22 protein-coding genes and 4 tRNA genes are annotated in these 24,935 nt (G+C 66.7%); 15 read left to right on the forward strand and 11 right to left on the reverse strand.

The window, feature by feature from the left end:
- Positions 1 to 135: 135 nt before the first annotated feature.
- Positions 136 to 1,434 carry an FAD-dependent monooxygenase gene (locus ACWETB_RS08745; RefSeq protein ID WP_452210612.1) on the reverse strand — a complete coding sequence of 433 codons (1,299 nt, stop codon included), beginning with the start codon at positions 1,432 to 1,434 and terminating at the stop codon, positions 136 to 138.
- Between the two features lie 141 nt (positions 1,435 to 1,575).
- Here ACWETB_RS08745 and ACWETB_RS08750 point away from each other — a divergent pair, with 141 nt between their 5' ends.
- Positions 1,576 to 2,589, forward strand: a complete 1,014-nt coding sequence (locus tag ACWETB_RS08750; protein WP_452210614.1) for a polyprenyl synthetase family protein — start codon at positions 1,576 to 1,578, stop codon at positions 2,587 to 2,589.
- A gap of 118 nt (positions 2,590 to 2,707) precedes the next feature.
- On the opposite strand, the gene ACWETB_RS08755 is transcribed toward ACWETB_RS08750, so the two are convergent.
- The gene (locus tag ACWETB_RS08755; protein WP_452210616.1) at positions 2,708 to 3,187 is read right to left on the reverse strand and encodes a hypothetical protein; all 480 of its coding nucleotides are present in this window, start codon (positions 3,185 to 3,187) and stop codon (positions 2,708 to 2,710) included.
- A 122-nt stretch (positions 3,188 to 3,309) separates the two neighbouring features.
- Here ACWETB_RS08755 and htpX point away from each other — a divergent pair, with 122 nt between their 5' ends.
- Positions 3,310 to 4,173 carry a zinc metalloprotease HtpX gene (gene htpX, locus ACWETB_RS08760; protein WP_452210618.1) on the forward strand — a complete coding sequence of 288 codons (864 nt, stop codon included), beginning with the start codon at positions 3,310 to 3,312 and terminating at the stop codon, positions 4,171 to 4,173.
- 205 nt (positions 4,174 to 4,378) lie between these two features.
- Here htpX and ACWETB_RS08765 read toward each other — a convergent pair whose 3' ends face one another.
- Positions 4,379 to 4,870, reverse strand: a complete 492-nt coding sequence (locus ACWETB_RS08765; protein ID WP_348804957.1) for a YajQ family cyclic di-GMP-binding protein — start codon at positions 4,868 to 4,870, stop codon at positions 4,379 to 4,381.
- A 201-nt stretch (positions 4,871 to 5,071) separates the two neighbouring features.
- Here ACWETB_RS08765 and ACWETB_RS08770 point away from each other — a divergent pair.
- The 5 genes from ACWETB_RS08770 to ACWETB_RS08790 all read left to right on the forward strand — a co-directional run bounded on the left by ACWETB_RS08770 (position 5,072) and on the right by ACWETB_RS08790 (position 6,998).
- Positions 5,072 to 5,152: transfer RNA gene (locus ACWETB_RS08770), tRNA-Tyr, on the forward strand.
- A gap of 138 nt (positions 5,153 to 5,290) precedes the next feature.
- Positions 5,291 to 5,363, forward strand: a tRNA-Thr gene (locus ACWETB_RS08775).
- A gap of 40 nt (positions 5,364 to 5,403) precedes the next feature.
- Positions 5,404 to 5,477 (forward strand) — tRNA-Met (locus ACWETB_RS08780).
- An 84-nt stretch (positions 5,478 to 5,561) separates the two neighbouring features.
- Positions 5,562 to 5,729 carry a 50S ribosomal protein L33 gene (gene rpmG / locus ACWETB_RS08785; protein WP_005188102.1) on the forward strand — a complete coding sequence of 56 codons (168 nt, stop codon included), beginning with the start codon at positions 5,562 to 5,564 and terminating at the stop codon, positions 5,727 to 5,729.
- Between the two features lie 183 nt (positions 5,730 to 5,912).
- Complete coding sequence (locus ACWETB_RS08790) at positions 5,913 to 6,998, forward strand: fused (3R)-hydroxyacyl-ACP dehydratase subunits HadA/HadB (RefSeq protein WP_452210620.1); 1,086 nt, start codon at positions 5,913 to 5,915, stop codon at positions 6,996 to 6,998.
- 505 nt (positions 6,999 to 7,503) lie between these two features.
- Here ACWETB_RS08790 and ACWETB_RS08795 read toward each other — a convergent pair.
- On the reverse strand, positions 7,504 to 8,637 hold the full coding sequence (locus ACWETB_RS08795; RefSeq protein WP_452210622.1) for an NAD-dependent epimerase/dehydratase family protein: 1,134 nt from the start codon (positions 8,635 to 8,637) through the stop codon (positions 7,504 to 7,506).
- A 12-nt stretch (positions 8,638 to 8,649) separates the two neighbouring features.
- Positions 8,650 to 9,837, reverse strand: a complete 1,188-nt coding sequence (locus ACWETB_RS08800) for an aromatic ring-hydroxylating oxygenase subunit alpha (RefSeq protein WP_348804953.1) — start codon at positions 9,835 to 9,837, stop codon at positions 8,650 to 8,652.
- 173 nt (positions 9,838 to 10,010) lie between these two features.
- Between ACWETB_RS08800 and ACWETB_RS08805 the strand changes: the two genes are divergently transcribed.
- Both ACWETB_RS08805 and ACWETB_RS08810 read left to right on the forward strand, forming a co-directional pair.
- A complete protein-coding gene (locus ACWETB_RS08805) occupies positions 10,011 to 10,634 on the forward strand; it encodes a TetR/AcrR family transcriptional regulator (RefSeq protein ID WP_348804952.1) in 624 nt (207 codons plus the stop codon).
- Positions 10,635 to 10,774: 140 nt separating this feature from the next.
- Positions 10,775 to 11,818 (forward strand): hypothetical protein, encoded by a 1,044-nt coding sequence (locus tag ACWETB_RS08810; protein ID WP_348807822.1) that lies wholly within the window; start codon positions 10,775 to 10,777, stop codon positions 11,816 to 11,818.
- 202 nt (positions 11,819 to 12,020) lie between these two features.
- Here the strand turns inward: ACWETB_RS08810 and ACWETB_RS08815 are convergent, their stop codons facing one another.
- Positions 12,021 to 13,007 carry a DMT family transporter gene (locus ACWETB_RS08815; RefSeq protein WP_452210625.1) on the reverse strand — a complete coding sequence of 329 codons (987 nt, stop codon included), beginning with the start codon at positions 13,005 to 13,007 and terminating at the stop codon, positions 12,021 to 12,023.
- On the opposite strand from ACWETB_RS08815, the gene ACWETB_RS08820 reads away from it, so the two are divergent.
- From ACWETB_RS08820 to rplA, 6 genes are all read left to right on the forward strand, one after another.
- Positions 13,006 to 14,415 carry an aminotransferase-like domain-containing protein gene (locus ACWETB_RS08820; protein ID WP_452210627.1) on the forward strand — a complete coding sequence of 470 codons (1,410 nt, stop codon included), beginning with the start codon at positions 13,006 to 13,008 and terminating at the stop codon, positions 14,413 to 14,415. The genes ACWETB_RS08815 and ACWETB_RS08820 overlap by 2 nt on opposite strands.
- Positions 14,416 to 14,654: 239 nt before the next feature.
- Positions 14,655 to 14,727: transfer RNA gene (locus tag ACWETB_RS08825), tRNA-Trp, on the forward strand.
- A 39-nt stretch (positions 14,728 to 14,766) separates the two neighbouring features.
- Positions 14,767 to 15,261 carry a preprotein translocase subunit SecE gene (gene secE, locus ACWETB_RS08830; RefSeq protein ID WP_452210629.1) on the forward strand — a complete coding sequence of 165 codons (495 nt, stop codon included), beginning with the start codon at positions 14,767 to 14,769 and terminating at the stop codon, positions 15,259 to 15,261.
- A gap of 126 nt (positions 15,262 to 15,387) precedes the next feature.
- Positions 15,388 to 16,236, forward strand: a complete 849-nt coding sequence (gene nusG / locus ACWETB_RS08835) for a transcription termination/antitermination protein NusG (RefSeq protein ID WP_452210631.1) — start codon at positions 15,388 to 15,390, stop codon at positions 16,234 to 16,236.
- A 102-nt stretch (positions 16,237 to 16,338) separates the two neighbouring features.
- Complete coding sequence (gene rplK / locus ACWETB_RS08840) at positions 16,339 to 16,773, forward strand: 50S ribosomal protein L11 (RefSeq protein WP_240860087.1); 435 nt, start codon at positions 16,339 to 16,341, stop codon at positions 16,771 to 16,773.
- Between the two features lie 75 nt (positions 16,774 to 16,848).
- Positions 16,849 to 17,565 carry a 50S ribosomal protein L1 gene (gene rplA / locus ACWETB_RS08845; protein ID WP_452210633.1) on the forward strand — a complete coding sequence of 239 codons (717 nt, stop codon included), beginning with the start codon at positions 16,849 to 16,851 and terminating at the stop codon, positions 17,563 to 17,565.
- A gap of 140 nt (positions 17,566 to 17,705) precedes the next feature.
- Here the strand turns inward: rplA and ACWETB_RS08850 are convergent, their stop codons facing one another.
- From ACWETB_RS08850 to mdo, 5 genes are all read right to left on the reverse strand, one after another.
- Positions 17,706 to 18,641, reverse strand: coding sequence for an alpha/beta fold hydrolase (locus ACWETB_RS08850; protein ID WP_452210635.1), 936 nt, complete (start codon positions 18,639 to 18,641; stop codon positions 17,706 to 17,708).
- A gap of 85 nt (positions 18,642 to 18,726) precedes the next feature.
- A complete protein-coding gene (locus ACWETB_RS08855) occupies positions 18,727 to 20,286 on the reverse strand; it encodes an amino acid permease (RefSeq protein ID WP_452210636.1) in 1,560 nt (519 codons plus the stop codon).
- A gap of 390 nt (positions 20,287 to 20,676) precedes the next feature.
- The gene (gene madC / locus ACWETB_RS08860) at positions 20,677 to 22,218 is read right to left on the reverse strand and encodes a MadC family VWA domain-containing protein (protein ID WP_452210638.1); all 1,542 of its coding nucleotides are present in this window, start codon (positions 22,216 to 22,218) and stop codon (positions 20,677 to 20,679) included.
- An 18-nt stretch (positions 22,219 to 22,236) separates the two neighbouring features.
- On the reverse strand, positions 22,237 to 23,292 hold the full coding sequence (locus tag ACWETB_RS08865) for a MadB family AAA-type ATPase (RefSeq protein WP_452210640.1): 1,056 nt from the start codon (positions 23,290 to 23,292) through the stop codon (positions 22,237 to 22,239).
- A 256-nt stretch (positions 23,293 to 23,548) separates the two neighbouring features.
- Positions 23,549 to 24,820 carry an NDMA-dependent methanol dehydrogenase gene (gene mdo, locus ACWETB_RS08870; RefSeq protein ID WP_348804940.1) on the reverse strand — a complete coding sequence of 424 codons (1,272 nt, stop codon included), beginning with the start codon at positions 24,818 to 24,820 and terminating at the stop codon, positions 23,549 to 23,551.
- Positions 24,821 to 24,935: the final 115 nt, after the last annotated feature.

Raw genomic sequence — 24,935 nt, forward strand, 5'->3', positions numbered from 1 at the left:
TGAAACACATTATCAAATATGTGTCTTTACGCTTGGGCCGACGGGCGCTACATGTCCGTAGGCCGGGTGCAGTCGAATGAGCGGGGCCGAGTGGTGCGGGGCCGAGTGACGCGGGGCCGAGCGATGCGGAGGCGGTCAGGCGAACGGCGGCACGTCGTCGAGCTTCGTGGACACGCGTCCCGCCGACCGCCAGGCGCGGGCGACGAGATCGGTGTCCTCGGGCGTGATCAGATTGCCCATCACCCGCACGACCAGCGACATCAGTCGCTGTGAGCGGATGCCGGGCCGCCCGAGAATGGGCACGGTCTGCGGCATCGTGAGCAGGCCGGCGAGGCGTCGGGCGGCGGAGAACGCGAGCCCGTAATGCTCGACGAGGGTCGCGCGCCAGGCGTCGGTGTGATCACCCGCGCCGAGTCGGGCGACGGCCAACCGCGCGGTCTCCAGGCCGTAATCGATGCCCTCGCCGTTGAGTGGATTCACACACGCCGCGGCGTCACCGATGAGCATCCAGTTGCGGCCCGCCACCCCACTGACCGCACCACCCATCGGCAACAGCGCCGAGGCGATTCGGACGGGGTCGCCGGCGATCTGCCATTCGTCGCCGACCATCCGGGCGTAATGCTCGAGGACCGGTCGAAGTGCCATGTGCGCCGGGCGTTTTGACGTTGCCAACGCTCCGACGCCGATGTTGAGCAGGCCGTGACCCTCGGGGCGGGAGACCGCGGACATCGGTCCGGAGTCGGCCGTGCCGAGCGGGAACACCCAGCCGTAGCCGGGAAGCAGGGCGTCGTCGGGTCCGCGCAACTCCAGATGCGAACCCATCAGCGTGGCTGCGGCGCGCCTCGATGGGACGTACGCGCGGGCGGCGACGCCGTAGGCGGTGTCGCGATGCCACTGCCGGCCGAGCAGCTTGCCGAGGCCGGAACGCACGCCGTCGGCGACGATCACCTCCCGCGCCCGGATGGTGTGCGGGCCGTCGGCGGTGGCGAAGGCGACCGCACCGAGGCGATCGCCGTCCATCTCCACGGCGACGGCCTTGGCGCCGGAGACCATCCGCGCGCCACGGGCCACGGCGAGCTCGCGGATCGCGTCGTCGAGTTCGAGTCGTGCCACCGCGCTGCCGTAGCCGGGGAAGCGCCCGGACGGCCACGGCACGTACACGGCCCGACCCCAACCGTGCAGTTCCAGGCCGTTCAGGCGGGGGCGGTTGGCGAGCAGCCCGTCGAGACCGAGGGTGGCCATCTCGGCGACCGCGCGTGGCGTCAGACCATCGCCGCAGGTCTTGTCGCGCGGGAACACCGCCGCGTCGGCGAGCACCACGTCGAAACCGGCCGCCGCGGCGTGCGCGGCCGCGGCCGCGCCTGCCGGTCCGGCGCCGACGACGAGCACGTCGGCGGTGTCGGGGCGGTCGGTCGGCGGCTGCGCGGTGCTCACCCGACCAGTATGTCGGCGCGCGCCTCGGTGACGTGTGTCGGGCGTCGTCGGTGCCTACGGATAGGCTGGCGGCAGACAGTGCGGCCTGCGCGGTGGATGCGGGCCGTCCCGGCACCTTCTCGAGATGGAGTGGCGCAGCACGTGAAGTCGACATTCACCGGCGTAGACCTGGGGTCCGACGAGTTCGCCGAGACCGTGCGGTCGTCGCTGGCGCGGGTCGAGGACCTGCTGCTGTCCGAGTTGGCCTCCGGCGATGATGTGATGACCGAGGCGGCGACGCACCTCGCGCGGGCCGGCGGCAAACGCTTCCGGCCGATGTTCGCGATCCTCGCCGCGCAGTTCGGGGCGCGTCCGGATGCCGACGAGGTGATCACCTCGGCCACCGTCGTCGAGATGATCCATCTCGCCACGCTCTATCACGACGACGTGATGGACGAGGCGCCCATGCGGCGCGGCGCGCAGAGCGCCAACGCCCGCTGGACCAACAGCATCGCGATCCTCTCCGGCGATTTCCTGTTCGCGCGGGCGTCGCGGCTGGTGTCGACGCTGGGCCCGGACGCGGTGCGGATCATCGCCGAGACCTTCGCCGAGTTGGTCACCGGTCAGATGCGCGAGACCGTCGGCGCGGGTGAGGGCGTGGACCCGATCGATCACTACCTGAAGGTGGTGTGGGAGAAGACCGGGTCGCTGATCGCGGCGGCCGCACGATTCGGTGCGATGGCCGCGGATGCGACGTCGGAGGACATCGAACGTCTCTCCCACATCGGTGACATCATCGGGACGGCGTTCCAGGTCTCCGACGACATCATCGACATCAGTTCTGTCACAACCGATTCCGGAAAGACACCGGGTACCGACCTGCGTGAGGGGGTGCACACCCTGCCGGTGCTCTATGCCCTGCAAGGCGACGACGCGGCCTCGGATCGGTTGCGGGAACTGCTCCTCGTCGACGGGGCGGCCCGGCCGCTGACCGACGACGCAGAGGTGGCCGAGGCACTCGATCTGCTCAACGCGTCGGGCGGGATGGTCGCGGCCAAGGACAGGCTGCGCGCCTACGCCGACGAGGCCAACGCCGAACTCGCGCAACTGCCGACCGGGCCGGCGCATCGGGCGTTGAGCTCCCTGGTGGATTACACGATTGAGCGCACCGGCTGAGAAACCCGTCCCCGTGCTCGGTGGGTGATCGGGGATGGGGGTCGTCGTGGTGGCCGGGGTGGATACCGATCTGACGCGCAGTGGCCACGATCGATCGGCCGCGTCAGGGCATCTCGTCCTAGGCACGCGGCCAGGCCGCGAGGCGATCACGCACCGCATACGCCGCCTCCTCGTACTGCGCGGCGTCGAAGAAGAACGGTCCGAAATTCGAGTGATCGATATCGCGGCGTTGTCGGGAGAAAGACCAGGACACGGCGGTCTCCGAGACGGTGACCCGGGCGAACAGGGGTCCGCACCCAACCTCCCCGCATGAGCACCCGAGCAATGCGGCAACGTGGGGTTCTGGCCACTGGTGCGGACTGCGTCCGAGAAGATACTCGGCCATATCGCCGTAGCCGAAGTATCTCGGAATCAGGCCGGCGTAGTCGCCGGCGAGTCCGCTACCGGCGTCGCGCTCGTACTCTGCGACGACGTCGATCAGGCTGACAGCGTCGACGTAGGGCGTCAGTACCGCGATCGGGGAGTCCTCGGCACCTGCGGAGCGCCAGACGGACAACTCGAACGTGACCCGGTTCACCGGCAGGGGTGTGCGCGTCATCGGGGGTCGAGTGTAGCGACAGAGTTGTGACGGTGGCGCGGCGAGGAAACCGAATGGCCTCATGGATCGTTTGACAGACTGGACACCCCACGTCCGGTGTGGCCAGAACGAACGAGGATTTGATGCATTTCAACGGATTGAAAACGGCGGCCCTGCTGGGTCTGATGTCGGCGATCATCGTCGGAATCGGTGCTGCGTTCCGGAATCCGACGGTGCTGTGGGGGTCGGTGATCCTGGCCGTCGCGGTCAACGCCTACGTGTACTTCAACAGCGCCAAGATGTCGTTGAAGGCGATGCACGCGCAGCCGGTGACCGAGGTGGAGGCGCCGGTGCTCTATCGCATCGTGCGCGAACTGGCCACGCAGGCACGCCAACCCATGCCCGCCCTGTACATCAGCCCGACCGAATCGCCGAATGCCTTTGCGACGGGCCGGAATCCGAAGAACGCCGCGGTGTGCTGTACCGCCGGCATCCTGCGCCTGCTCGACGAGCGGGAGTTGCGTGCGGTGCTCGGACACGAACTGTCGCATGTGTACAACCGCGACATCCTGATCAGTTCGATCGCCGGTGCGATGGCCGCGATCATCAGCGGCCTGGCGAATTTCGCGTTGTTCTTCGGTGGCAATCGGCAGAACGGCGCGAATCCACTTGTGCTGCTGCTGATCACCTTCCTCGGGCCGATCGCGGCGACGCTGGTGAAGCTGGCCGTGTCACGGTCGCGGGAGTACCAGGCCGATCAGTCGGGGGCGGAACTGACCGGCGACCCGTTGGCGTTGGCGTCGGCGTTGGCAAAGATCTCCGGCGGTATCCAGGCGGCGCCGCTGCCGCCGCAGCCCGATATCGCCGCGCAGAGTCACGCGATGATCGAGAGCCCGTTCCGGGCCACCGACCGGATGGCGAAGATGTTCTCCACGCACCCGCCGACCGCCGAGCGCATCGCCCGGCTGCAGGAGATGGCGCGGCGGGGGCCGCATTCGGGGAAGTAGTCACTCTTCGGTGCGCCCGTCGGGACGGCCAGATCGTCGTCGTCGAGCCGGAGGTCACAGATCTGCACCTGGTCAATCTGGCGGCTCGCCACTCCGGTCGCCTGATCACCTTCGACGCGAAGATCTCACGCGTCCTCACGCCGCCCGACCAGCAGTCGGTGCTGACGCTGGTCTGATGAAGTGAGGACGCGCGGAGAGCCGGGCGTTACCGGTAGTTGACGAACTGCAGGGCGATGCCGAAGTCCTCGCCCTTGAGCAGTGCGATGACGGCCTGCAGGTCGTCGCGCTTCTTGGACGAGACGCGCAGTTCCTCACCCTGGATCTGCGCCTTGACGCCCTTGGGGCCCTCGTCGCGGATCTTCTTGGAGATCTTCTTGGCGTGCTCGGAGTCGATGCCCTGCACGAGCTTGCCGGTGATCTTGTACTGCTTGCCCGACGCGACGGGTTCGCCGGCGTCGAAGGCCTTCAGTGAGATGTCGCGCCGGATCAGCTTCTCCTTGAACACCTCGAGGCCGGCCTGCACGCGCTCCTCGGCGTCGGAGGTCAAGACGATGCCCTCCTCGCCGGACCACTCGATGCCGGTGTTGGTGCCGCGGAAGTCGTAGCGCTGTGACAGTTCCTTGGCGGCCTGGTTGAGTGCGTTGTCGACCTCCTGGCGGTCGACCTTGCTCACCACGTCAAACGATGAATCAGCCATACCCGTCAGCCTATCGGGTCCGACCGTCGGGCTCCGACGGTTGTGCCGACCGGGCCGATGCCAACCCGACACCGGCGCATCGGTGTCGCGGAGCCCTCTGTGGAAAGCGTCCTGAGCTGCTGGTTTGCGCTGACCGGGAGGGTTCGTTGTATTCTTCACGACGTTGTTCACGCGGTCGTCACGGTCGCGGAGACAGCACCCGGCAGATTGCCCGAGCGGCCAATGGGAGCGGACTGTAAATCCGTCGCGAAAGCTACGCAGGTTCGAATCCTGCATCTGCCACAACGAGAAGATCGTCGTCCGCGACGTGCCATCCAATTGCCTGGACGCAGGCGATTTGGTGCGCCGCCGGATCGGTGTGTAATCTCGTTAAGGCTCTCGAGCCGCCCCGGACCACCTGGTGCGGAGCGGAACGGGTACGCCCCCTTAGCTCAGTCGGCAGAGCGTTTCCATGGTAAGGAAAAGGTCGACGGTTCGATTCCGTCAGGGGGCTCGCTGGACTTGGACGCCCGTACGGGTTTTCAGGCCGCCAAGGCGGTGTAGCTCAGCTGGTTAGAGCGCACGACTCATAATCGTGAGGTCGAGGGATCGAGTCCCTCCACCGCTACACAACACGCAGCGCCCGCGGCGGCCCGGGGACACGGGGGCGCGAGCGCCAACAACGCACCACCCCCGTGAAAGAAGGACAACCGTGGCTTCCTCAACCGATGTGCGGCCCAAGATCACCTTGGCCTGCGAGGTGTGCAAGCACCGCAACTACATCACCAAGAAGAACCGTCGCAACGATCCCGATCGCCTCGAGATCAAGAAGTTCTGCCCGAACTGCGGCACGCACCAGGCACACAAAGAATCGCGCTGACCTCGTCGTCGGCGATTCCGACATAAGTTTTCACAGACTGCGGGCCGCCTCGATGAGGCGGTCCGCAAGTCTTTGTGGACGCGTCAGCAGCCCAACCCGATGTGACCCATGCCCGGTCGGTCCACATCGTCGTCCATATCGTCTCAGCCACACCGGGAGCGGCGAGTAAGGAGCCCATATCCCATGTCACAGAGCACCGAGGAACGGACGACGGCGTTGCCCACCGACGGCGGCAAGCTCTCTCCCGAGGAGATCGCCGAGCACACCAAGTCGCTGGTCGGTTTCAACTACACCGTCGACGATTACTACGAGATCGGTCGCGAGGAGGTCCGTAAGCACGCCTTTGCCGTGCAGGACACCCACCCGGTGCACTGGGATGAGGCCGAGGCGAAGCAGATGGGGCATGACACCCTGGTCGCCGCGCCGACCTACGTGTCGGTGCTGGGCATCATCGCCCAGCGCAAGCTCTTCGAGGACGTCATCACCGGCTATGACCTGTGGCAGATCATGCAGACCGATCAGCGTCTCATCTACCACCGTCCGATGAAGGTCGGCGACCGCCTGATCTGCGATGTGTCGCTGGACTCGTTCCGGCACGTCACCAGCCCCGAGATGATCGACCTGATGGTCACCAAGAACGTCATCTGGAACCAGCACGACGAGCCGGTGATGACCACCTACACGTCGCTGGCCGCGCGCCCGGGCATGGAGATCGATCCGCAGCTCACCGAGTCGCTGAACCACGTGATGATGAAGGTTCCGCCCCCAGCGCAGGTCGCGCGGACCGTCGAACCCGAGCCGGGCCGGTACGAGCTGCCCGATCCGACCGAACGTCCGGGCGCGTACGCGGCCGTCGACTTCGACACGCTGACCGTCGGGCAGGAGCTGCCGGCCAGGCGTTTCCTGCTGACCCGCGGCAACCTCACCAACTATGCCGGTGTGGCCGGCGATCCCAACCCGATCCACTTCTCCGATCACCTGGTCAAGGCGTCGGGGATGGAGGACGTCGTCGCCCACGGGATGCAGACGATGGGGCTGGGTGCAAGCTTCATCTCCGAATTCATCGGCGATCCGGCCGCGTTCTGCGAGTACAACGTGCGTTTCACCAGCCCGGTGTATGTGCCCGCCGACGACAGTGCGGCCGTCGACTTCACCGGCAAGATCAAGTCGCTGGACCCCGACACCCGGCGCGGCACCATCGCCATCGTCGGCAAGCAGGGCGACCGCAAGATCTTCGGACGTGCGCAGGCGGTTGTTCAGTTCAACTGACGTAGGCGCCGTCGCCGGTGAGGTGAGCGCTGTCAACGTTGGATAGGGCGCTGTCAACGACCGCGGGAGCGCCGTCAGCGAGTCCGGGGGTTGCGGGCCTCTGGGCTTGCCCATTTCTAGACATTGCGCCGAGTCATTTTCGGCAAAAGCCCAGGTCGCTGGTCGGGCTCTACTTCGAGAATGTCTAGAAATGGGCAACAGGTCCGGGCGGTGCCGCGGCTCGTGCCCACTCGACGGGAAAGGGCGCCCACTCGACGGGAAAGGGCGCCCACTCGACGGAAAGCGCCCACTCGACGGGATGTCGCCGGGGCCGATCTCGCCGCGGTCGCGTGCCCACTCGATGATCACGCGTGAGAGCTCCTCGGCCCGGGTCTTGAGGACGGTGAGTGCGTCCGATTCGGGTTCGGCGGCGGCACGGCCAGGATGCCGAGAATGACCCACTCCAACGCCGCATAGCAGTCGTCGATCGCGGAGGGATACGCCCGACTGATCTTCGGTAAGCCATCTACTCCGGTCGATCGGTAACCGACACCGAAGTGCTGTCGGGCCCAATGCTGTCGGGGACAGGTGTGTCCGGGCCCGGGGCTCCCCATCGTGCGGCGACGACACCCCACGGATCGGCGTATTTTCCCGGCCATCCCCGATAGGGCGAGCGTAGGCGCAGGGCCAGATTGGCCAGCGGTGCGAGGACACGTAACAGAGGGCGACGCCGTCCGCTATACGCACGGGCCTGCGCGAGCGACTCGTCGAAAGTGATCCGCTGATAGTCGAGCACCTGTTGCGCGCGCGTGGTGTCCATCCAGTCGGTGGCAAACCACTCGGCGTCCTGTGCGGGGTCACCGGGCCGTGCGGGGGGCATCCCGCCGACCATACCGACGGCCGCGGCGGTGCGTTCGGCGAGTTCCTCCTGGCGAAGCCGGTGTGAGGGATCGCCCCGGACGAGATAGACCTCCCGGGACCGATCGGTGGTCAACGCACTTGCAAATGCCCGGGCGACGTCGCCGACGGCGACCGATTGCAGTCTGCCGTCACCGGGCAGCGCAGCGGCAAATGCGATCAGATCCGGATTGAGGTCGAATGTCTGGCCGGCCGAGATCACCCCGCCGAGGCGCAGAATCACCCAGTCCAGCGCCGAGGCCGTCAGGATGTCCTCGGCCTCGCATTTGTGGCCGCCGTACAGATCATTGGGTCGACGCGGGGTGCTCTCGTTCAGAAGGTCGTTCTGCGAGTGCGGATTTCGAGAACCGTAAACCGCGATCGACGACGCCAGCGCGAAACGCGGTGACGCCTGGCTCGCCACGCAGGCGTCGACGAGGTGTCGTGTCGCGTCGACGTTGACCGCCCGCGCCAGCTGCGGACGCGCATAACAGAACGGCGGGATCAGCGCCGCAAGGTGGACCACTGCCTCTGGCTGTGTCGTGGCGACCAGTTGTGACGACGCTGACGCAGTGGTCAGATCGCACCAGCGAACATCGAGCGAACCGCTGGTCGTCGCTGCATGTACCTGCAGCGACGCGACCACCCTGTGGTTGTCTTTGACGTCGAGATCTGTTGCGGTGACACTGTTCCCGCGATCGAGCAACTCCCGAACGACCGCGGATCCGACGAGACCGCAAGCCCCGGTGACCAACGTCTTCATGGTCCCAACCCACTATCCCAGCGAGATGCCGAGTTTGTCGGCCATCACGCGAACCATGTGCTGGACCCCGACCTCGTTACGGCCGATCAGCATGTGGTCGTGTTGGCCACGCCGGACACCCTCCCCACATTGGGGGAGCATGGCGAAATCCTCGTCACGGACGGCGGAATGCACCTGGGAGAAGATCCCGTCGTACAGTTCGCGTTGCTCGTCGGTGGTCGCCGGGTAGCGAGCCATCCAACTGTGGCGCACCGTGCAGCGGGTGGCTGACTTCTCCGGCAGGATGTCGATCACCTCGACGCCGACGGGGCTGTTGGCGAGGATCAGGTTCGGATAGACCCAGTAGATGATGCCCATCTGCGCAACCGGGTCCCAGTTGTCGGCAGGTTCGGTGCCCTCGAGCTGTCCGATCCAGTTGAACGGGAAACCGATCCGGTGATGGTCACCGAACTCGTCGTAGACATGGGTGTTGGCGAGGGTGTTCATGCCGATGAGACTGTTGCCGTGCACGAACGGGAAATGATATCCCTCGGCGAACGCCTCGAGCGCACCCTTCCAGCTGACGTCCGAAGTCAGTAACCTCTCGTCGTGGTAGCGGAAATCTTGGTAATTCCATTGTGCGAGTTCAGCTCCCATCGGTCCGAGATGTGAGTCGAGGTCGATGGTGGCGTCGGCCGACAGCACCGCCCAGATGAATCCGTGGCGTTCCTCGCTGGGCAATTCGACGAGACCGTAGTCGTCCCGGTTCATCGAGTCGAATCCCGCAGCGCCCGGTACGCCCTTCAATCGCCCCGTGTTGTCATAGACCCACGCGTGGTACGGGCAGGTGAACCGGCGTGCATTTCCCGAACCGCACGCAGGCATCGCACCGCGGTGGCGGCAGTAGTTCAGCAGCACGTGCGCGGTACCCGAGCGGGAGCGGGTGATCAGCAGCGAATCGCCGATCACCGAGCGGACGACGTAATCGAACTTGTCGGGGATCTGTGCACTGGCGAGGACTGGGATCGGCACCCGACGCAGGATCGTCGATTCTTCGCGGTCGGTCAGAGAGTCGTCGCGGTAGTAGTCGAGCGGCACGCGCAATGTGTCGGCGGCCATGTCGGTGGTTTGCGTCGATGCGAGTTCGAGGGCGCGACGGGTGAGGTCCCAGCCGAGCGGCGTGGGCTCGGTGGCGAGTCCCTCGGGTGATGTGGTGGTCATCGGGCTGCTGACCTCCTCGTTGTCATGGGTATCGAAGGTGTGGTGCGCAATAGGCGCGCGGCAAATGTGATCGCGGCCATGCGGTGGACCATACACTGTCTCGGGGAAGTGTCTAGTCATTTTGGGGCTTGAGTGACATAGCCTGTCGATGACGCCACTTGAGAGGGTGACCTATGCGAACGCACGGCTGGTCCGGCGCCGCGCCGAACGATGACGAGGAAGCGGTCGAGCGGATCCTGACGGCAGCGATGGAGATGATGGACGAGCGGGAACTGGTCAACATCCTCCAGATCTCGCGCCGACTGGGAGTGACGCGCCAAACCGTGTATCGCTACTTCGACTCGAGCGGGGCGATCCTGCAGGCGGCCGCCGAGCGCAGTACCTCCGGGTTCCTCCGCGAACTCTCCGCGGCGATGGACGGGGTGACCGATCCCGCCGACGCGGTGGTCGAGGGCATTGCGGTGACTCTCGAATTGCTGCGCAGCAACCAGAGATTCGCACTGTTGTTTGGGCGGGAGGAGTCGTCGCGATTCCTCGCAGAGGTCACCTCGCCGGGAGCAATTGCACTGGGTAGGTCGATCATCGGCGAGTTCGACGTCGACTGGGCGACTGCCGGCTGGTCCGACGGCGACCTGGATGAACTGGTCGAGCACATGCTCCGGATGTTGCAGACCCTGATCGCCGACCCCGGGCATCCGCCGCGTCACGGTGGCGACCTCAGGGCGTACCTGCGCCGCTGGGTGGCGCCGAGCGTCGCAGCACCGCAACGTAATCCGATCCCGGAATGTAGCCGGTGAGGCCGGTGTGCGGGCCGGGTCCCCGCGACGGAAACGGCTCAGGCACACCTGCACACTCGGTCGCCGTTGTGCACCCGGACCGGCCGCGCGTCGATTGGGCTGAGTTCGAACGGTTCGCGATCGCCGAAATAGTTGCAGCGGTGGCGAAGTGGACTTCCTCGAATGCGACTCGGGTACCGCGGCGCGCTGCCCTCTTCGACTTCCACGTCCGCGACATGCTCATCCTGTTCCCGTCGGTTGCCATCGACGACGAGCCCGCCAGGCATCCGGACTGGTGTCCCGAAGAATGGTCGTGGCAACACGATCCGGGACGTGACGCCGATGCGTGGGCCGGTCGGGTCACCGCGAGTATCGGTTCCGGTGGCGGGCGGTGGGAAGGGGTCGTCGAACGGTACTTCGCCGCACTGGTGACCGCGAGCCACGAGGCGGCGCGCTACCTGCGGGCGATGGAGGCGGTCAGTCCCGACTTCCTCATCGTGGTCCTCAACGGAGACGACGAGCAGATCGTGCGGAGTGTTCCGCCCGAGAGGCTCGTGCAGGAGTTTCCCGCCATCGCAGCCAGACGGTTGGAGAACGCCCGGCTGGCGGCACTGTCGCCGGCTGCTCGAACCGACGAGCTGATGAGGGCGATCGCCGAGCCGCAGTCCTCGCCACTGATCCGCGCGGATGCCATCGGCCTGCTGATGGAGTGCGGACCGGCTGCGGTGGCTGCGGTGGCCGCGCGGATCTGTGACGTTGTGCCGGCGGACGGCCTGGACTGGTGTGCGGTCCTCGACGCGTTGAGCGCGATACCCGACGATGTCGCCGCGCAGCTACGGGACGTCGTGGGCACCACCGGCCGACCCGAGGCCTACCGCGCGAGGGTGGCGTCGTCGATGGGATGGCTCGGGCGCCTCGGCGAGATTGTCGACCTGATGTCAGATATGTCCGACGAGGTGGTCCTGTCGGTGCTGTCGCGGCGATACCTCGCCGATCACCTCAACGGTGGGCTCGAATACGCCTCGCTCGAACGGGTATTGGCGAGCCGACCGCATCTCGATCACGTTCTTGCGACACAACTGTCACCGTCGAGGATGTTCGCGATCGGCGAAGGCGAAGTCGGGGTAGCGATGGCGGGTCTGTCCTCGCGATGGGTTTTCGTCCGCCGTCACGCGGCGACCGTGCTACTCACCGTGCACGTCTGAGCGCTGTCGCGGGACGAGCATGGCTCCGATCAGGCAGGTGATCCCGAAACAGGCCACCGTTACCCACGGCCAGAACGTGACGTGGACGGAATCGGTGTCGACGTCCGCCGACCGCCGCAACTGAAGTGGTGGGTGTGGAACACCGAACTGTCGACGTCGCACCCGGCGTTGGGAGTGGTTCCCTACCTCAACATCACGGTCTTCACCCTCGTGGATCCACGAATGCGGGGCCGGGGCCTGTCGTTCGATCCCGTACTCGGGACCGGACGGTGAAGGCCGCACATCCGATGACCACGCAACCACCGACTGTGAGCGCCGGGGTCAGCTGCTCCCCGAGAAGGACGACGGCCCAGATCACGCTGAGGACCGGCTGCACGAGCTGGATCTGACTGACCGTGGTCATCGGGCCGATCGCCAGTCCGCGATACCAGGCGAAGAAGCCGAGGAACATGCTGATCCCCGCGAGATACAGGAACGCACCCCATTGTCCGGGCGTCGCATGCACCGGGCGGGTACCCAGCGCAACCGTTGTGGCGGCGAGCATTACCGGCGACGCGAGAATCAGGGCCCAGCAGATCGTCTGCCACGAGCCGATCTCGCGGGACATCCGACCGCCTTGGGCGTAGCCCAGTGCGCCGAGCGCGACCGCCGCCACCAGGTACACGTCGCTGACGCCGCCTCCGCCCAGCGATCCGTGTGCCACCACGGTGAACCCGACGGTCGCGATCACACCCAACGTCGCACCGAGCCAGAACCTCGGTGTCGGGCGCTCGTGGGTGAGCAGGACGGCGACCACCGCTGTCGCCGCGGGCAGCAGACCGATGACGACGGCCGCATGTCCCGCAGTGGTCTGCCGCATGGCGAGGGACGTCAGGATCGGGAAGCCGGCGACCACACCCACCGACACCGGGACCAGCCGTAACCACTGCCCGGGCGACGGGACAGGGACACGGCGAACGAGGAGGACGACGGCGGCGAGAGTTGCGGCGATGACGGCTCGTCCGCAGCCGATGACGATCGGGTCGAGGCCGGCGCCCGCGTCGCCACCGACGGCTATCCGCGTGAACGGGAGGGTGAACGAGAATGCGACCACGCCCAGCAGTCCCCAGGCGAGGCCGTGGGTGGTGGTCGGACCCTGGCGGGAAAGCGGTGGGCGTGACGGCGCGATAGCGCTACTATTACCATTCATGTCTGACGATAGCAGTGACCGGATCGTTCGTCACCTGCGTTCCCTGGCGGCCTCCGCGACGCCGGGAACGCGGCTGCCCTCCACCCGCGAGATCGCCGCGCAGTTCGGTGCCGGCCCGGTCACCGTGCAGCGCGCTCTGGCGCTCCTGGTCGCCGACGGCGTCGTCGACACCCGCCCTGGTCTGGGCACCTTTGTCCGGGCTCGTCCGGCGGCGGCTCACGCGACGGATGTCGCGTGGCAGACCGCGGCACTCGGGCCCCGACGGTCGGGTGCCTCGCCGGTGGGCTCGACTTTGCGGCAGGTGCCGCACGACACCATCGCGATGCATTCGGGCTATCCGGATGCGTCACTGCTACCGAGGCGCGAGGTGGCCGCCGCACTCGGACGTGCGGCTCGTCGGGAGGAGAGCTACCGCCGACCGCCCGTTGCCGGACTGCCGGAACTACGTGCCTGGTTCGCCGGCGAGGTGAGCGAGGCGGGGTCCGACAGTGGATCGGCGTGGCACGAGTCCGAGGTGATGATCGCCTCCGGTGGTCAGGCGGCGCTGGCTGCGAGCTTTCGGGCGCTCGCCGCGCCGGGCGAGCCGATCGTGATGGAATCACCCACCTACTGGGGTGCGATCGGCGCGGCCCGGCAGGCCGGACTGGTGATCGTTCCGGTGCCACGCGTCGACGGCGCACCCACCGCAACCGACCTCGACGCGGCGTTCGCGTCGTCGGGGGCGCGGCTGTTCTACGCCCAACCCAATTACGCCAATCCGACCGGCGATCAGTGGACCGGCGCCCAGCGTGCCGAGATCCTCGACGTCGTCGCCGCGCATCGGGCCTTCGTGATCGACGACGACTGGGCCCACGACTTCGGCATCGATCGGCCCGCACGTCCGCTGGCCAGTGCCGACGTCCACGGACATGTGGTGTACATCCGGTCGCTGACCAAGTCGATGTCGCTGACCATGCGGGTGGCGGCGGTGATGGCCCGCGGTCCGGCCCGGCTGCGGATCGAGCAGGCCCTGGCGCATTCGGATCTGTTCGTGTCGCCGATCCTGCAGGCCGCGGCGCTCGACGTCGTCAGCAGGCCGGCGTGGCGTCGGCACGTCAAGGCGCTGTCGCGGGAGCTCGGCGAGCGACGCGACGCGCTCGTCGGGGCACTGCGGTCGGCTGGTTTCGACGTCACCGCGCCCGGCGGTGGGCTGCATCTGTGGGTGCGGCTCGAGGGTGCGCGCGGCCTCGACGACGTGCCGGACCCCGACGTCGTCGCCGCGCGGGCGCTGGCCGCGGGCCTGGCGATCTCGTCGGGTGGGGAGTGGTTCCCGGCCGAACCAAACGGCTCCTTCGTGCGGCTGACCTATGGGGCCACCGGGGTAGAACGCTACGACGAGGCGGTGCGGATTCTCGTCGAGAGCCGGTGAGCGGGCGGCCACGCCGGGCTGCGCCGAGGGCGTTTTGGGTTCGACGTCGCCGATGTTCTACACTGAAGTGTCTCGATTGATTTTGACTTGCGCGCTACCCATAGGGTGGCGCGTTGGTTTTGTCGCCAAGCATTCGCACCGGGGTGACCGGTCGGAGGCTCCGGGAGATCCGTAGGGTGGATCGAGACGGTGACCATCGACGCTCGGAGAGTTACTTCCCCGGACGACGACCGTCACAAAGGGGCGTAGCTCAACTGGCAGAGCAGCGGTCTCCAAAACCGCAGGTTGCAGGTTCAAGTCCTGTCGCCCCTGCCCTGGAGAGGGCATACGTAGACGAGAGGAACCTCGAAGGTGAGCAAGCGAGATCGAGCCGCCCGCGCCAAGGATGCCGCGGAGGAGACCGCCGACACGGCGGCCGACGAGCTCGATGTGGCCGATGCCGCTGACGAGGAATCCGACGACACGAGCGCTGAGAAGAAGACCTCGCTGACCAAGGACGCGGAGGCCGAGAAGGATCTCCGGCCGATGGGTAAGCGGTCGGGGCGTCGTCGTTCTGCGTCTGCCACCGACAGCTCCGACGACGACACCGATTCCGCTGGCGGAACCGCGGTCGCCGTCAAGGAACGCAAGAAGAAGGCGTCTCCTGCGGAGAGCCGCAATCCGTTCGTTCGGATCTGGGTCTTTCTGCAGCAGGTCGTCTCCGAACTGAAGAAGGTCATCTGGCCGACGCGACGCGAGATGATCACCTACACCGTGGTCGTCCTGGTCTTCGTCGTCGTGATGACCGCCTTCATCTTCGGTATCGACCTCGCCTTCGCGAAGGGCGTCCTCTGGCTGTTCGGCTAGCGACTCACCACAGGTGAGTTCGCCGGTCGGTCGGAGGTGCCAACCGGAACGGTCCGAGTGACCGACCCGGGAAGGTCCCAGCGATGACGGCCGACCCGAACACATGAAAGAGGAGCGTGGGCTGCAGTGAGCACCCCGGACAACACCGAAACGACTGAGTTCGACGCCGCTGACGTCGTCGTCGATGACGCTGTTGACGACGCTGTCGTCGATGAGGCTGTCGACGAGACCGACGAGCCGGGCGTCGATGCGCAGGCCGAGGCCGCCGAGGACGAGCTGGCTGCCGTCGAGGGTGGCGAGGCCGCAGTCGAGGCCGCGGACGCTCCCGCCGACGAGCCCGAAGAAGAGGTCGACCCCGCCGAGGAACTGCGCAAGCAACTGCGTCGCGCGCCGGGCGAGTGGTACGTCATCCACAGCTACGCCGGCTACGAGAACAAGGTGAAGGCCAACCTCGAGACCCGCGTGCAGAACCTCGACGTCGGCGACTACATCTTCCAGGTCGAGGTCCCGACCGAAGAGGTCACCGAGATCAAGAACGGCCAGCCCAAGAAGGTCAACCGCAAGGTGCTGCCCGGCTACATCCTGGTGCGCATGGACCTCAACGACGAGTCGTGGGGCGCGGTGCGCAACACCCCGGGTGTCACCGGCTTCGTCGGAATGACCTCCAAGCCGTCGCCGTTGAGCCTCAACGAGGTGCTGCAGTTCCTGCTGCCGCGCGCCGAGGCCAAGAAGTCCCCGGCCAAGGCGGCGTCGGCCGGCGAGAGTGTCGAGGCGGCAGCCGCGGCCGTCACCTCGACCATCGAGGTCGACTTCGAGGTCGGCGAATCGGTCACCGTCATGGACGGCCCGTTTGCCACGCTTCCCGCGTCGATCTCCGAGGTCAACGCCGAGCAGCGCAAGGTGAAGGTGCTCGTCTCGATCTTCGGTCGCGAGACCCCGGTCGAGCTCGGGTTCAATCAGGTCGAGAAGATCTGATCCCACGGGGCTCCGCCCCCGTGCACTCCCGAACAGCGGGACAACAGACTTCCACGCCTCCAGCGGACGTGGATTTGCAAGGAACAACCAAGGAATCTAGAGATGCCTCCCAAGAAGAAGAAGCTCGCCGGGATCATCAAGCTCCAGATCCAGGCAGGCGCCGCCAACCCGGCCCCGCCCGTGGGTCCGGCGCTTGGTCAGCACGGCGTGAACATCATGGAGTTCTGCAAGGCGTACAACGCCGCAACCGAGTCGCAGCGTGGCAACGTCGTGCCGGTCGAGATCTTCGTGTACGAAGATCGCTCCTTCGACTTCAAGTTGAAGACCCCGCCGGCCGCGAAGCTCCTCCTCAAGGCCGCCGGCCTGCAGAAGGGCTCCGGCGAGCCGCACGTCAAGAAGGTCGGCAAGGTCTCGATGGACCAGGTCCGCGAGATCGCCAAGACCAAGGCCGAAGACCTCAATGCCAATGACATCGACCAGGCCGCGAAGATCATCGCCGGTACTGCTCGGTCCATGGGCATCACCGTCGAAGGCTGAGAACCACATCCCCGTGGGAGGGCCGGCTCGGTCCGCACCACACACCCGTCGTGACGACGGAGAAAGAACAGAGCAATGAGCAAGAAGAGTAAGGCCTACACGGCAGCAGCCGAGAAGGTTGACAAGTCCAAGCTCTACAGCCCGCTGGAGGCTGCTGAGCTGGCCAAGGACACCTCGTCGAAGAACACCGATGCGACCGTCGAGGTTGCGATCCGGCTGGGCGTCGACCCCCGCAAGGCGGACCAGATGGTTCGAGGCACCGTCAATCTGCCCCACGGGACCGGTAAGACCGCCCGCGTGATCGTGTTCGCCGTCGGCGACAAGGCCGCAGAGGCGACCGCCGCCGGAGCCGACGAGGTCGGCGCCGAGGATCTCATCGAGAAGATCCAGGGCGGCTGGCTGGACTTCGACGCCGCGATCGCCACCCCGGATCAGATGGCCAAGGTCGGCCGCATCGCGCGTGTCCTCGGACCGCGTGGCCTGATGCCGAACCCGAAGACCGGCACCGTGACCCCGGATGTCACCAAGGCCGTCAATGACATCAAGGGCGGCAAGATCAACTTCCGCGTCGACAAGGCAGCCAACCTGCACTTCGTCATCGGCAAGGCATCGTTCGACGCCACCAAGCTGGCCGAGAACTACGGCGCCGCGTTCGACGAGATCATGCGCGCCAAGCCGTCGGCTGCCAAGGGCCGCTACATCAAGAAGATCACCGTCTCGACCACCACCGGCCCGGGTATCCCGGTCGACCCGGCGGTCACCCGGAACTTCGCCGAGGCTGCGCAGGCCTGATCTGCGCAGTCGCTTGTAGCGCAACAGCTTCGAAGTCCCCGATCACCAGTGGTGGTCGGGGACTTCGGTGTCGGTGGGGTCCTGTCATATCGCGTCGCATCACCGATCACGCTGGTTATATCTGGTTGGTGGCAGGGAGATCACCCGGCCACGCAGCGCTGAGCGAACGTGATGATCTCGGAGGCGACGTCGTCGCGGATCTCCGGTTCGTTGTGCACCTCGTGGCGGAAGCCGGTGTAGACGCGGGTGCGGACGTCGGGGTGGCCGGTGCCGATGAGGCGGTTGGCCACGTGATAGGCGCCTTCGCCGTAGTTGGTCACCGGGTCGGCGTCGCCGGCGAGGATCAGCACCGGCAGGTCGGGGCGGGCGCCGGCGTAGAAACCGTCGCCGTTGGCGGTGTCGTAGAGGTCGACGAAGCCGCGGATGAAACGGACCGACATCGGGGCGCCGAAGTTGTTGAACGGATCGGTGGCGTGATCGCGGACGACGTCGGCGTTGCGGGCGACCCAATCGGTGGGACCGGGGTTCTCGCCGTAGCGGGACACGAATCCCTCGAAGAGCGCGCCGAGATACGCCTCGCCGACCGGGGATTCCGGATCCGGTTCGGCGGCAAGGGCGGTGCGGTCGACGAGGGCCTCGATGCCGTGCATCTGCGCGGCGATGCCACACAGGATGAGACCGGCGACGCCGCCCCTGCCGCCGGCGACGAGGCCACGGGCGATCATCGAACCCCACGAGTGTCCGAAGATGACATACGGCAGGGCTGGGAACTGCTCGCGGACCCGGGTGCCGAGGGTGCGTTCGTCGGCGAGGACCACCTCGTCGGCGTTGTCGCCGGCGTCGCCCCAGATGCCGGACGTCATCGCGGTCTTGCCGTGGCCGGCGTGATCGTCGGCGGCCACCACGAAGCCGGCGTCGAGGAGCTTGTTGATCAGTGGGAGGTAGCGCCGCGAATGCTCACCGAGGCCGTGGATGAGATGGATGATCCCGACCGGCGGGCGCACCGGCACGTAGATCCAGCCGAAGATGGTGTCGCGTCCGTTGTGTGAGGTGAACTCGACCTCGTGAAGTGACATCGTTGTCCTCTCCCAGCGCGCCGCGGATGCGACGGTTGGGGTAAGGCTAACAGCGACGCCCGTGGCGCCGGGAGCGGTTGACGCCTCACACCGTCTCGGGTTGCGCCTGAACCTGCTTGATCGGTCCGGTGAACCACTTCTTCACCGACACATGCCAATACACATACAGCAGGATCAATGCACCGCCGACGAGCAGTGGGGTGTAGTTGACGTACTTCCAGGCGAATCCCGGATCCCAGGGCATGCCGCCGAGGGAGGTCGGGAACAGGGCAATGATCGAGGTGAGTGCGATCTCGATCAGGGCCAGCGGGGCGATCCACTTGTACTTGGAACCCAGGGTCCAGGAACCGGCCTCGAAATCGTCACCGGCCTTCCAGCGGAAGAAGATCGGCACCGCGAAGCACAGGTAGAGGCCGACGACACCGATCGAGACGACCGCGAAGAAGGCCACCGGAACCGGTGCACCGTTGATGTCGACGGGCACGAGGGCGGGCAGCGTGATGATGGCCGCGACGGCCGCGGTGATCATCACGGCGTTGGCGGGCATGCCGTTGGGGCGCACCTGCGACCAGAGTTTGTGGCCGGGAACGGCGCCGTCGCGGCTGAATGCGAACATCATCCGCGACGCGCTGGTCTGGCAGGCGGCGGTGCAGAACAACTGCCCCGCGGTCGAGATCAGCAGCACCAGCCCGGCCCACTTGGAGCTCAGCGCCTGGCTGAAGATGGTGGCGACGGCACCGCCCGACGCCGACACCGCGTCGGAATCCTGTACGGCGAAAAGGAAACTCAGCAACAGAATCCAGCCGCCGATGGCCGAGTAGGCGATGGAGCGCCAGATGCCCTTGGCGGCGGCTCCGGCGGCGCCCTTGGTCTCCTCCGAGAGGTGCGCGGACGCGTCGTAGCCGGTGATCGTGTACTGGGTGAGGATCGCCGAGATCGGCAGCACGTACAGGATGAACCCGGCGTGGGAGGTCTCGCCACCGAAGATCCCGGAATTGTTGATCGTCTTGGCGAACACGTCGGAGAACGAGGCGTGCTGATCGGGGATGAGGAAGAGGATGAGAATGACTGCGGCAGCACCGATCACGTGCCACCAGACGGAGATGTTGTTGATCGCCGACAGCAGGTGCCCGGAGAAGATGTTGATCAGTGCGGCGACGGCTAGGATGATCAAGAAGATGATGAACACGCGGGTCAGGCTGTAGCCGTCGAGCCAGGACTGGCTGAAGGTGCCGAGGGTGAGGTCGAGGAAGGTGGCTGCGCCGTAGGCCACCGATGCGAGGATGGCGACGAGGCCGATCAGATTCAGCCAGCCGGTGTAGAAGCCGGCCTTGGCGCCACCCAGTTTCGATGCCCACCAATAGATTCCACCCGACGTCGGGTATGCCGACACCAGCTCGGCCATGCAGAAGCCGATGAGCAGGATGAAGATCGAGACGATCGGCCAGCCCCAGGCGATGGCGGCCGGGCCGCCGTTGTTCCAGCCGAGCCCGAACGAGGTGAAGCAGCCCGCGAGGATCGAGATGATGGAGAAGGAGATCGCGAAGTTGGAGAAGCCCGACCATGATCGGTGGAGTTCCTGGGTGTAACCGAGGCGGGCGAGGTGGGCCTCGTCGTCGGAGTATTGTTCGTGGCCCTCGGGCATGACGTGTCCTTCGCGTTCTTTGGTGGTTCGGCGAGCGACACTGCTCTGTCCGAAACATAGACCGCGTTGACCCCAGGTGCTGGGTGGTGTCCGATGTGCCGGGTATGCGCGGTGGCGGCGGCACGGCCGACGCGCGCCGACGTATGCCAACTGTGCCGGCCCCCAACGCCGGCTACCCACATGGAGTCGGCAAGGCCGGTGCCCTCGACCGACGTCGGGCACACCGGTCACGAACTTCACCGTCAACGACGACGTGTACAAGGCGAACACGGCCCGCGACCGTGACAGGGACGGCATCACCTGCGAGAAGGATTGAGCGTAGCGCTGTCCGTGGCGTGGTGAGCGCTGTCAACGTCGGGGAGAGCGCCGTCAGTGGTGACGAGGGCGCGATCAGCGCAGGGCCGCGGCGAGTTCGTCGACGTGTTCGATGAGTTCGGCGCCGTCACGTGCGCTGACGAAGGCGTCGCAGTACTCGAGGTAATCGGCGAGGGCACAACCGGTTTGGTTCCAGTATCGGCGCGGCTCCGGGGTGATCCAGGCGACGCGGTGCACGCGGCGGGCCAACTCGGCGAACTGGTCGACGCGCGGGTCGAAGCCATTGCTGCGGGCATCCCCGGCGACCACCACCGAGGTGCGGGGACCGATGAGATCGCCGTGGCGGGCCAACAGATGCGTCAGCATGGTGCCGTAGTCGCTGGTTGCGGCGAGGTCGAGCCCGTCGGCGGCGAGGACCGAGGTGAGGGCGGACTCGCCGTCGCTGCGTCGGAGTTCGTCGGTGACGCGGATCGGGTCGTCGACGAAGGCGATCACCTCGCAGCGGTCGCCGTGCCGATGCAGTGTCTGCGCGAGGCGGAGCAGGAAGCCGGCGACCGGCCGCACCGACAGTGACACGTCGACGAGCAGCAGCAGGCGGACCGGGCCGGGGCGGGTGGTGCGGCGCCAGAGTTCCAGGGGTACACCGTCGGTGGCGACGGCCGAACGCATGGTGCGACGCATGTCGAGGCCACCCCGATCGGTGTGTCGGACGGTGCGCAGTGGCGCGCCGCGCATCCGCTGGATCAGGCGATGGCAGGCGCGGTCGATGTCGGCCTGGTCGGAGGTGACGCGGCGGTCGTCGGGATCGTCGGAATCGGCCGCCGTGGCCTCGCCGAGACGCTGTGAGAGCGCTTCCACGAATGCCTCGAGGGCGCGCTCCAGTTCGGCCCGTTCGCGGTCGTCGAGGCCCTCGGCGCCGTCGGTGCCGTAGGCGCGCCGGGCGTCGTAGGCGTCGAGCGCGGCGAGAATAGCTGCCGCACCGTCGATTCCGAGCGGGGTGCCGTGGACGCGGGTGGCGGTGCCGACGAGTTCGCCGACGGTCGAGGAGTCGGCCTCGTCGACGTCGATGGTGAAGGTGACGCCGCCGGCCACCGACCCGGCATTCTGATCGACGCCGAGTTCCTCGGTGCCCGCCGATACGGTGAAGTCGTTCTCCTCGCGGTGTGCACTCTCGCCGCGGCGTTCGGCGGCGTCGGGGTCGTCGACCATCAGATCACCGATCTCGTCGGTGTGTTCGTCGGCACCGATCCGTCGTGCGGCGCCGGTGAAATCCTCGTCCCACACGATGTCGTCGGGTAGGTCGGCGGCTGCGCCGCGAGGCCGGGGCAGAGGCTCGTCGTCGTCGGGAAGGTCCACGCCGCCGAAGAAGGCGTCGAAGGCGTACTCGAAACCCGCTGTTTCGTAGTCGTATTTGACGCTCACCGAACGCAGGCCGGCCCGCAACCGGTGCGGGTCGGCGCCGCCGATGATGCCGATGACCCGCCGGATCTCGATGACCTCCGCGGGGGACACGTTCACCCCGAAGCGGCGCAGGACCCGGCCGAACAGGACGGCCAGGCGGTCGACGGTGTTCTCCCGCGCCGGGTCGAGGGATGAATGATGGTGTGGGGACGCCATTGTCGCCGACCTCGAGCCTCAGCGCCGGGCGGAACTGCGGGCGCGTCCGGCGCCGAAGGCAGTGGCGGTCACCGAACCTGCGGGACCCGACCCGTCGGTGCCGATCGGTGTGGATCCCGATGATGTTGCCGCGGTGGGGGTGTCGAGTTCGCGCCGAGCGAGATCGAGATCGCTGCCGAACTTGACGAGGAGCGACAGCAACGCACGGTCGAGGACGGCGCCGTCGGCGTCCCGGGTCTCGGAGAGGAACGATGCGGCGCGGGCGGCGTCGATGACCTCGGCGATGGACGGGCTCTTGCGCAGCGGCAGGTCGCGTAGGCGGCGGGCGAGGTCGACGATCTCGGTGATGACCGACTCCTCCACCTCGGGGGCGCGGATGCCGACGATCCGGCATTCCCGCACGGCGTCGGGATAGGCCACCTGGAAATGCAGGCAGCGGCGTTTGAGGGCGGGGGACAGTTCACGAGTATCGTTGGAGGTCAGGATGACCCACGGTGCGGAGCGTGCGGTGAAGGTGCCGAGTTCGGGGACGGTGACCTGCCGTTCGGCGAGCACCTCGAGCATCACCGCCTCCATCGCCTCGTCGGTGCGGTCGACCTCGTCGACGAGCAGGACCGTCGGCGTGGCCGAGCGGATCGCGGCGAGCAGCGGGCGGGCGACGAGGAAATCCTCGGTGTAGACCCCGACCTCGGTGCGGGCCAGCGCCGCCGACGCCGCCGCCAGGCTGGGTTGTTCGGCCAACTCGGCGCCGATGCGGTCACGCAGCATCTGCACATGCAGGAGTTGGCGTGCGTAATCCCATTCGTAGAGGGCGCGTGATTCGTCGAGACCCTCGTAGCATTGCAGGCGGATCAACTCCCGACCCGACGCTGCGGCAAGGGCTTTGGCCAATTCGGTCTTGCCGACGCCGGCCGGCCCCTCGAGCAGCAGCGGCCGGTCGAGCAGGGTGGCCAGGTGGACGACCACGGCGAGGTCGGCGTCGATGAGGTACCCCTGACCGGCCAGCGCGTCGACGACGTCGTCGACGCGCTCGAATTCGGTGGACGGGCCGGGCAGGGCCGAGGGTTCCGACATGGCTCCTCTTCGCGACGGTGCGGTGATCACCAGGGTGTGGGGATCAAAAGTGTTGGGGGAGGAAAGGTGTGGATCGGTCCGGGTGAAGGGTCAGGTCAATGACCTCACCCGGACCGATCCACGTGTCCCGGGAGTTGCTCAGGCTCCCGGGGGTCTCGATACGCCGCGGCCTCGCGTCGCTCGGTCGAGGCTACTCGACCGGCGAGGGTGGAGAGCGCGGCCTGCGAGGGCGGTGTGCTCGAGAGAGACCGCTACCTCAGTAGCTGCCGGTCATCGCGTGGGTGACCATCGGGATGAGCGACTCGACGGTGCATTCGCGCGGGTTGCCCGGCGTGCACCAGTCGTCCATCATGTGCTCGGCGATGGCGCGGATCTGCTTGTCGGAGGTGTCCATGGTGTCGCCGCGGCCCTCGTACTTGCCGGTGTTCATCCGGTTCTTCTCGTAGCTGTTGACGCTGAGCTGGCCGAAGTTGTCCGGGATGCCGAGGTCCTTGGAGAGCCGGATGGCCTCCTCGACCGCGGCGTCGGCGGCCTGCACGGTGGTCATGTTGGTGGTGTCGACGCCGAGCAGCTTGGCGATGTCGGCGTAACGCTCGTAGCGGCTGGGCAGGTTGTACTCCCACACGCGCGGCAGGGCGATGGCGTTGTTGAGGCCGTGGTGGCTGTCGTAGAACGCCGAAACAGCGTGCGAGAGTGAGTGAATGAGTCCGAGGCCGCCGGAGTTGAAGGCCTGCGCGGCGATGTACTGGGCGTGCATCATGCCGGTGCGGGCCTCGAGGTTGCGGGGCTCGTACACAGCAGTGCGCAGGTGATCGCGGATCAGCTCGATGGAGTACTTGGCGTTGCCGAGCGACGGGGCGAAGTCCAGGCGCGAGACGTAGGGCTCGGAGGCGTGCGCCAGGACATCGAAGCCGCAGAAGGCGGTGAAGTGCTCGGGGCAGCTGTAGTACAGCAGCGGGTCGTCCATCGCGAGATCGACGAGGCAGGTGTCGTCGAAGGCGACCCACTTGTGCGGCTTGTTCATGTCGGAGGTGTCGGTGATGACATACGCCCAGGAGGTTTCCGAGCCGGTGCCGGCCGTCGTCGAGACCGCGATGTGCTTGGGGTTCTCCTTGTTGGTGGCCTTGGAGAAGCCCTCGAACTCGTTGATGTTGCGGCCGTCGTGGGCGATCACCATGCGGGCGCCCTTGGCGGCGTCGTGGCTCGAACCGCCGCCGACGGAGATGATGCCGTCGCACTTCTCGCTCTGGTAGAGCGCGGCGGCGTCCATGCAGTTGTAGTCCTTGGGGTTGGACTCGACCTTGTCGTAGAGGACGACGTCGACGCCCTGGTACTCGATCTTGCCCTTGAGTTCTTCGATGATGCCCGAGCCGCGCAGGCCGGTGGTCATCAGCAACACGCGGGTCATGCCGAGATTCTTGGCCTCGACACCGAGCATGTCGTGGGCGCCGACGCCCAGCTTGGCGTTGGGGAAGGGGTGGAAGTCCTTGATGGGGAAGTCCCAGATCTGATTCAGCTCGATGGCCATGAATCCTCAATCTCCTGTGTCGGTACGGGGTGACTCTTCGAGCATGTAGCGGTCGTCACACTTCCCACAAGAACACCTGAACACATACACAGATGATCAGACCGACAGGCGAGGG

It is taken from the genome of Gordonia sp. NPDC003950 (assembly GCF_053605205.1).

Bases quoted from the DNA above. Each gene is read 5' to 3' on its own strand.
- ACWETB_RS08755 (WP_452210616.1), bottom strand. From the start codon at position 3,187: ATGACGCGCACACCCCTGCCGGTGAACCGGGTCACGTTCGAGTTGTCC.
- htpX (WP_452210618.1), top strand. From the start codon at position 3,310: ATGCATTTCAACGGATTGAAAACGGCGGCCCTGCTGGGTCTGATGTCG.
- ACWETB_RS08765 (WP_348804957.1), bottom strand. From the start codon at position 4,870: ATGGCTGATTCATCGTTTGACGTGGTGAGCAAGGTCGACCGCCAGGAG.
- ACWETB_RS08790 (WP_452210620.1), top strand. From the start codon at position 5,913: ATGTCACAGAGCACCGAGGAACGGACGACGGCGTTGCCCACCGACGGC.
- ACWETB_RS08795 (WP_452210622.1), bottom strand. From the start codon at position 8,637: ATGAAGACGTTGGTCACCGGGGCTTGCGGTCTCGTCGGATCCGCGGTC.
- ACWETB_RS08800 (WP_348804953.1), bottom strand. From the start codon at position 9,837: ATGACCACCACATCACCCGAGGGACTCGCCACCGAGCCCACGCCGCTC.
- ACWETB_RS08805 (WP_348804952.1), top strand. From the start codon at position 10,011: ATGCGAACGCACGGCTGGTCCGGCGCCGCGCCGAACGATGACGAGGAA.
- ACWETB_RS08820 (WP_452210627.1), top strand. From the start codon at position 13,006: ATGTCTGACGATAGCAGTGACCGGATCGTTCGTCACCTGCGTTCCCTG.
- ACWETB_RS08815 (WP_452210625.1), bottom strand. From the start codon at position 13,007: ATGAATGGTAATAGTAGCGCTATCGCGCCGTCACGCCCACCGCTTTCC.
- rplK (WP_240860087.1), top strand. From the start codon at position 16,339: ATGCCTCCCAAGAAGAAGAAGCTCGCCGGGATCATCAAGCTCCAGATC.
- rplA (WP_452210633.1), top strand. From the start codon at position 16,849: ATGAGCAAGAAGAGTAAGGCCTACACGGCAGCAGCCGAGAAGGTTGAC.
- ACWETB_RS08850 (WP_452210635.1), bottom strand. From the start codon at position 18,641: ATGTCACTTCACGAGGTCGAGTTCACCTCACACAACGGACGCGACACC.
- ACWETB_RS08855 (WP_452210636.1), bottom strand. From the start codon at position 20,286: ATGCCCGAGGGCCACGAACAATACTCCGACGACGAGGCCCACCTCGCC.
- madC (WP_452210638.1), bottom strand. From the start codon at position 22,218: ATGGCGTCCCCACACCATCATTCATCCCTCGACCCGGCGCGGGAGAAC.
- ACWETB_RS08865 (WP_452210640.1), bottom strand. From the start codon at position 23,292: ATGTCGGAACCCTCGGCCCTGCCCGGCCCGTCCACCGAATTCGAGCGC.
- mdo (WP_348804940.1), bottom strand. From the start codon at position 24,820: ATGGCCATCGAGCTGAATCAGATCTGGGACTTCCCCATCAAGGACTTC.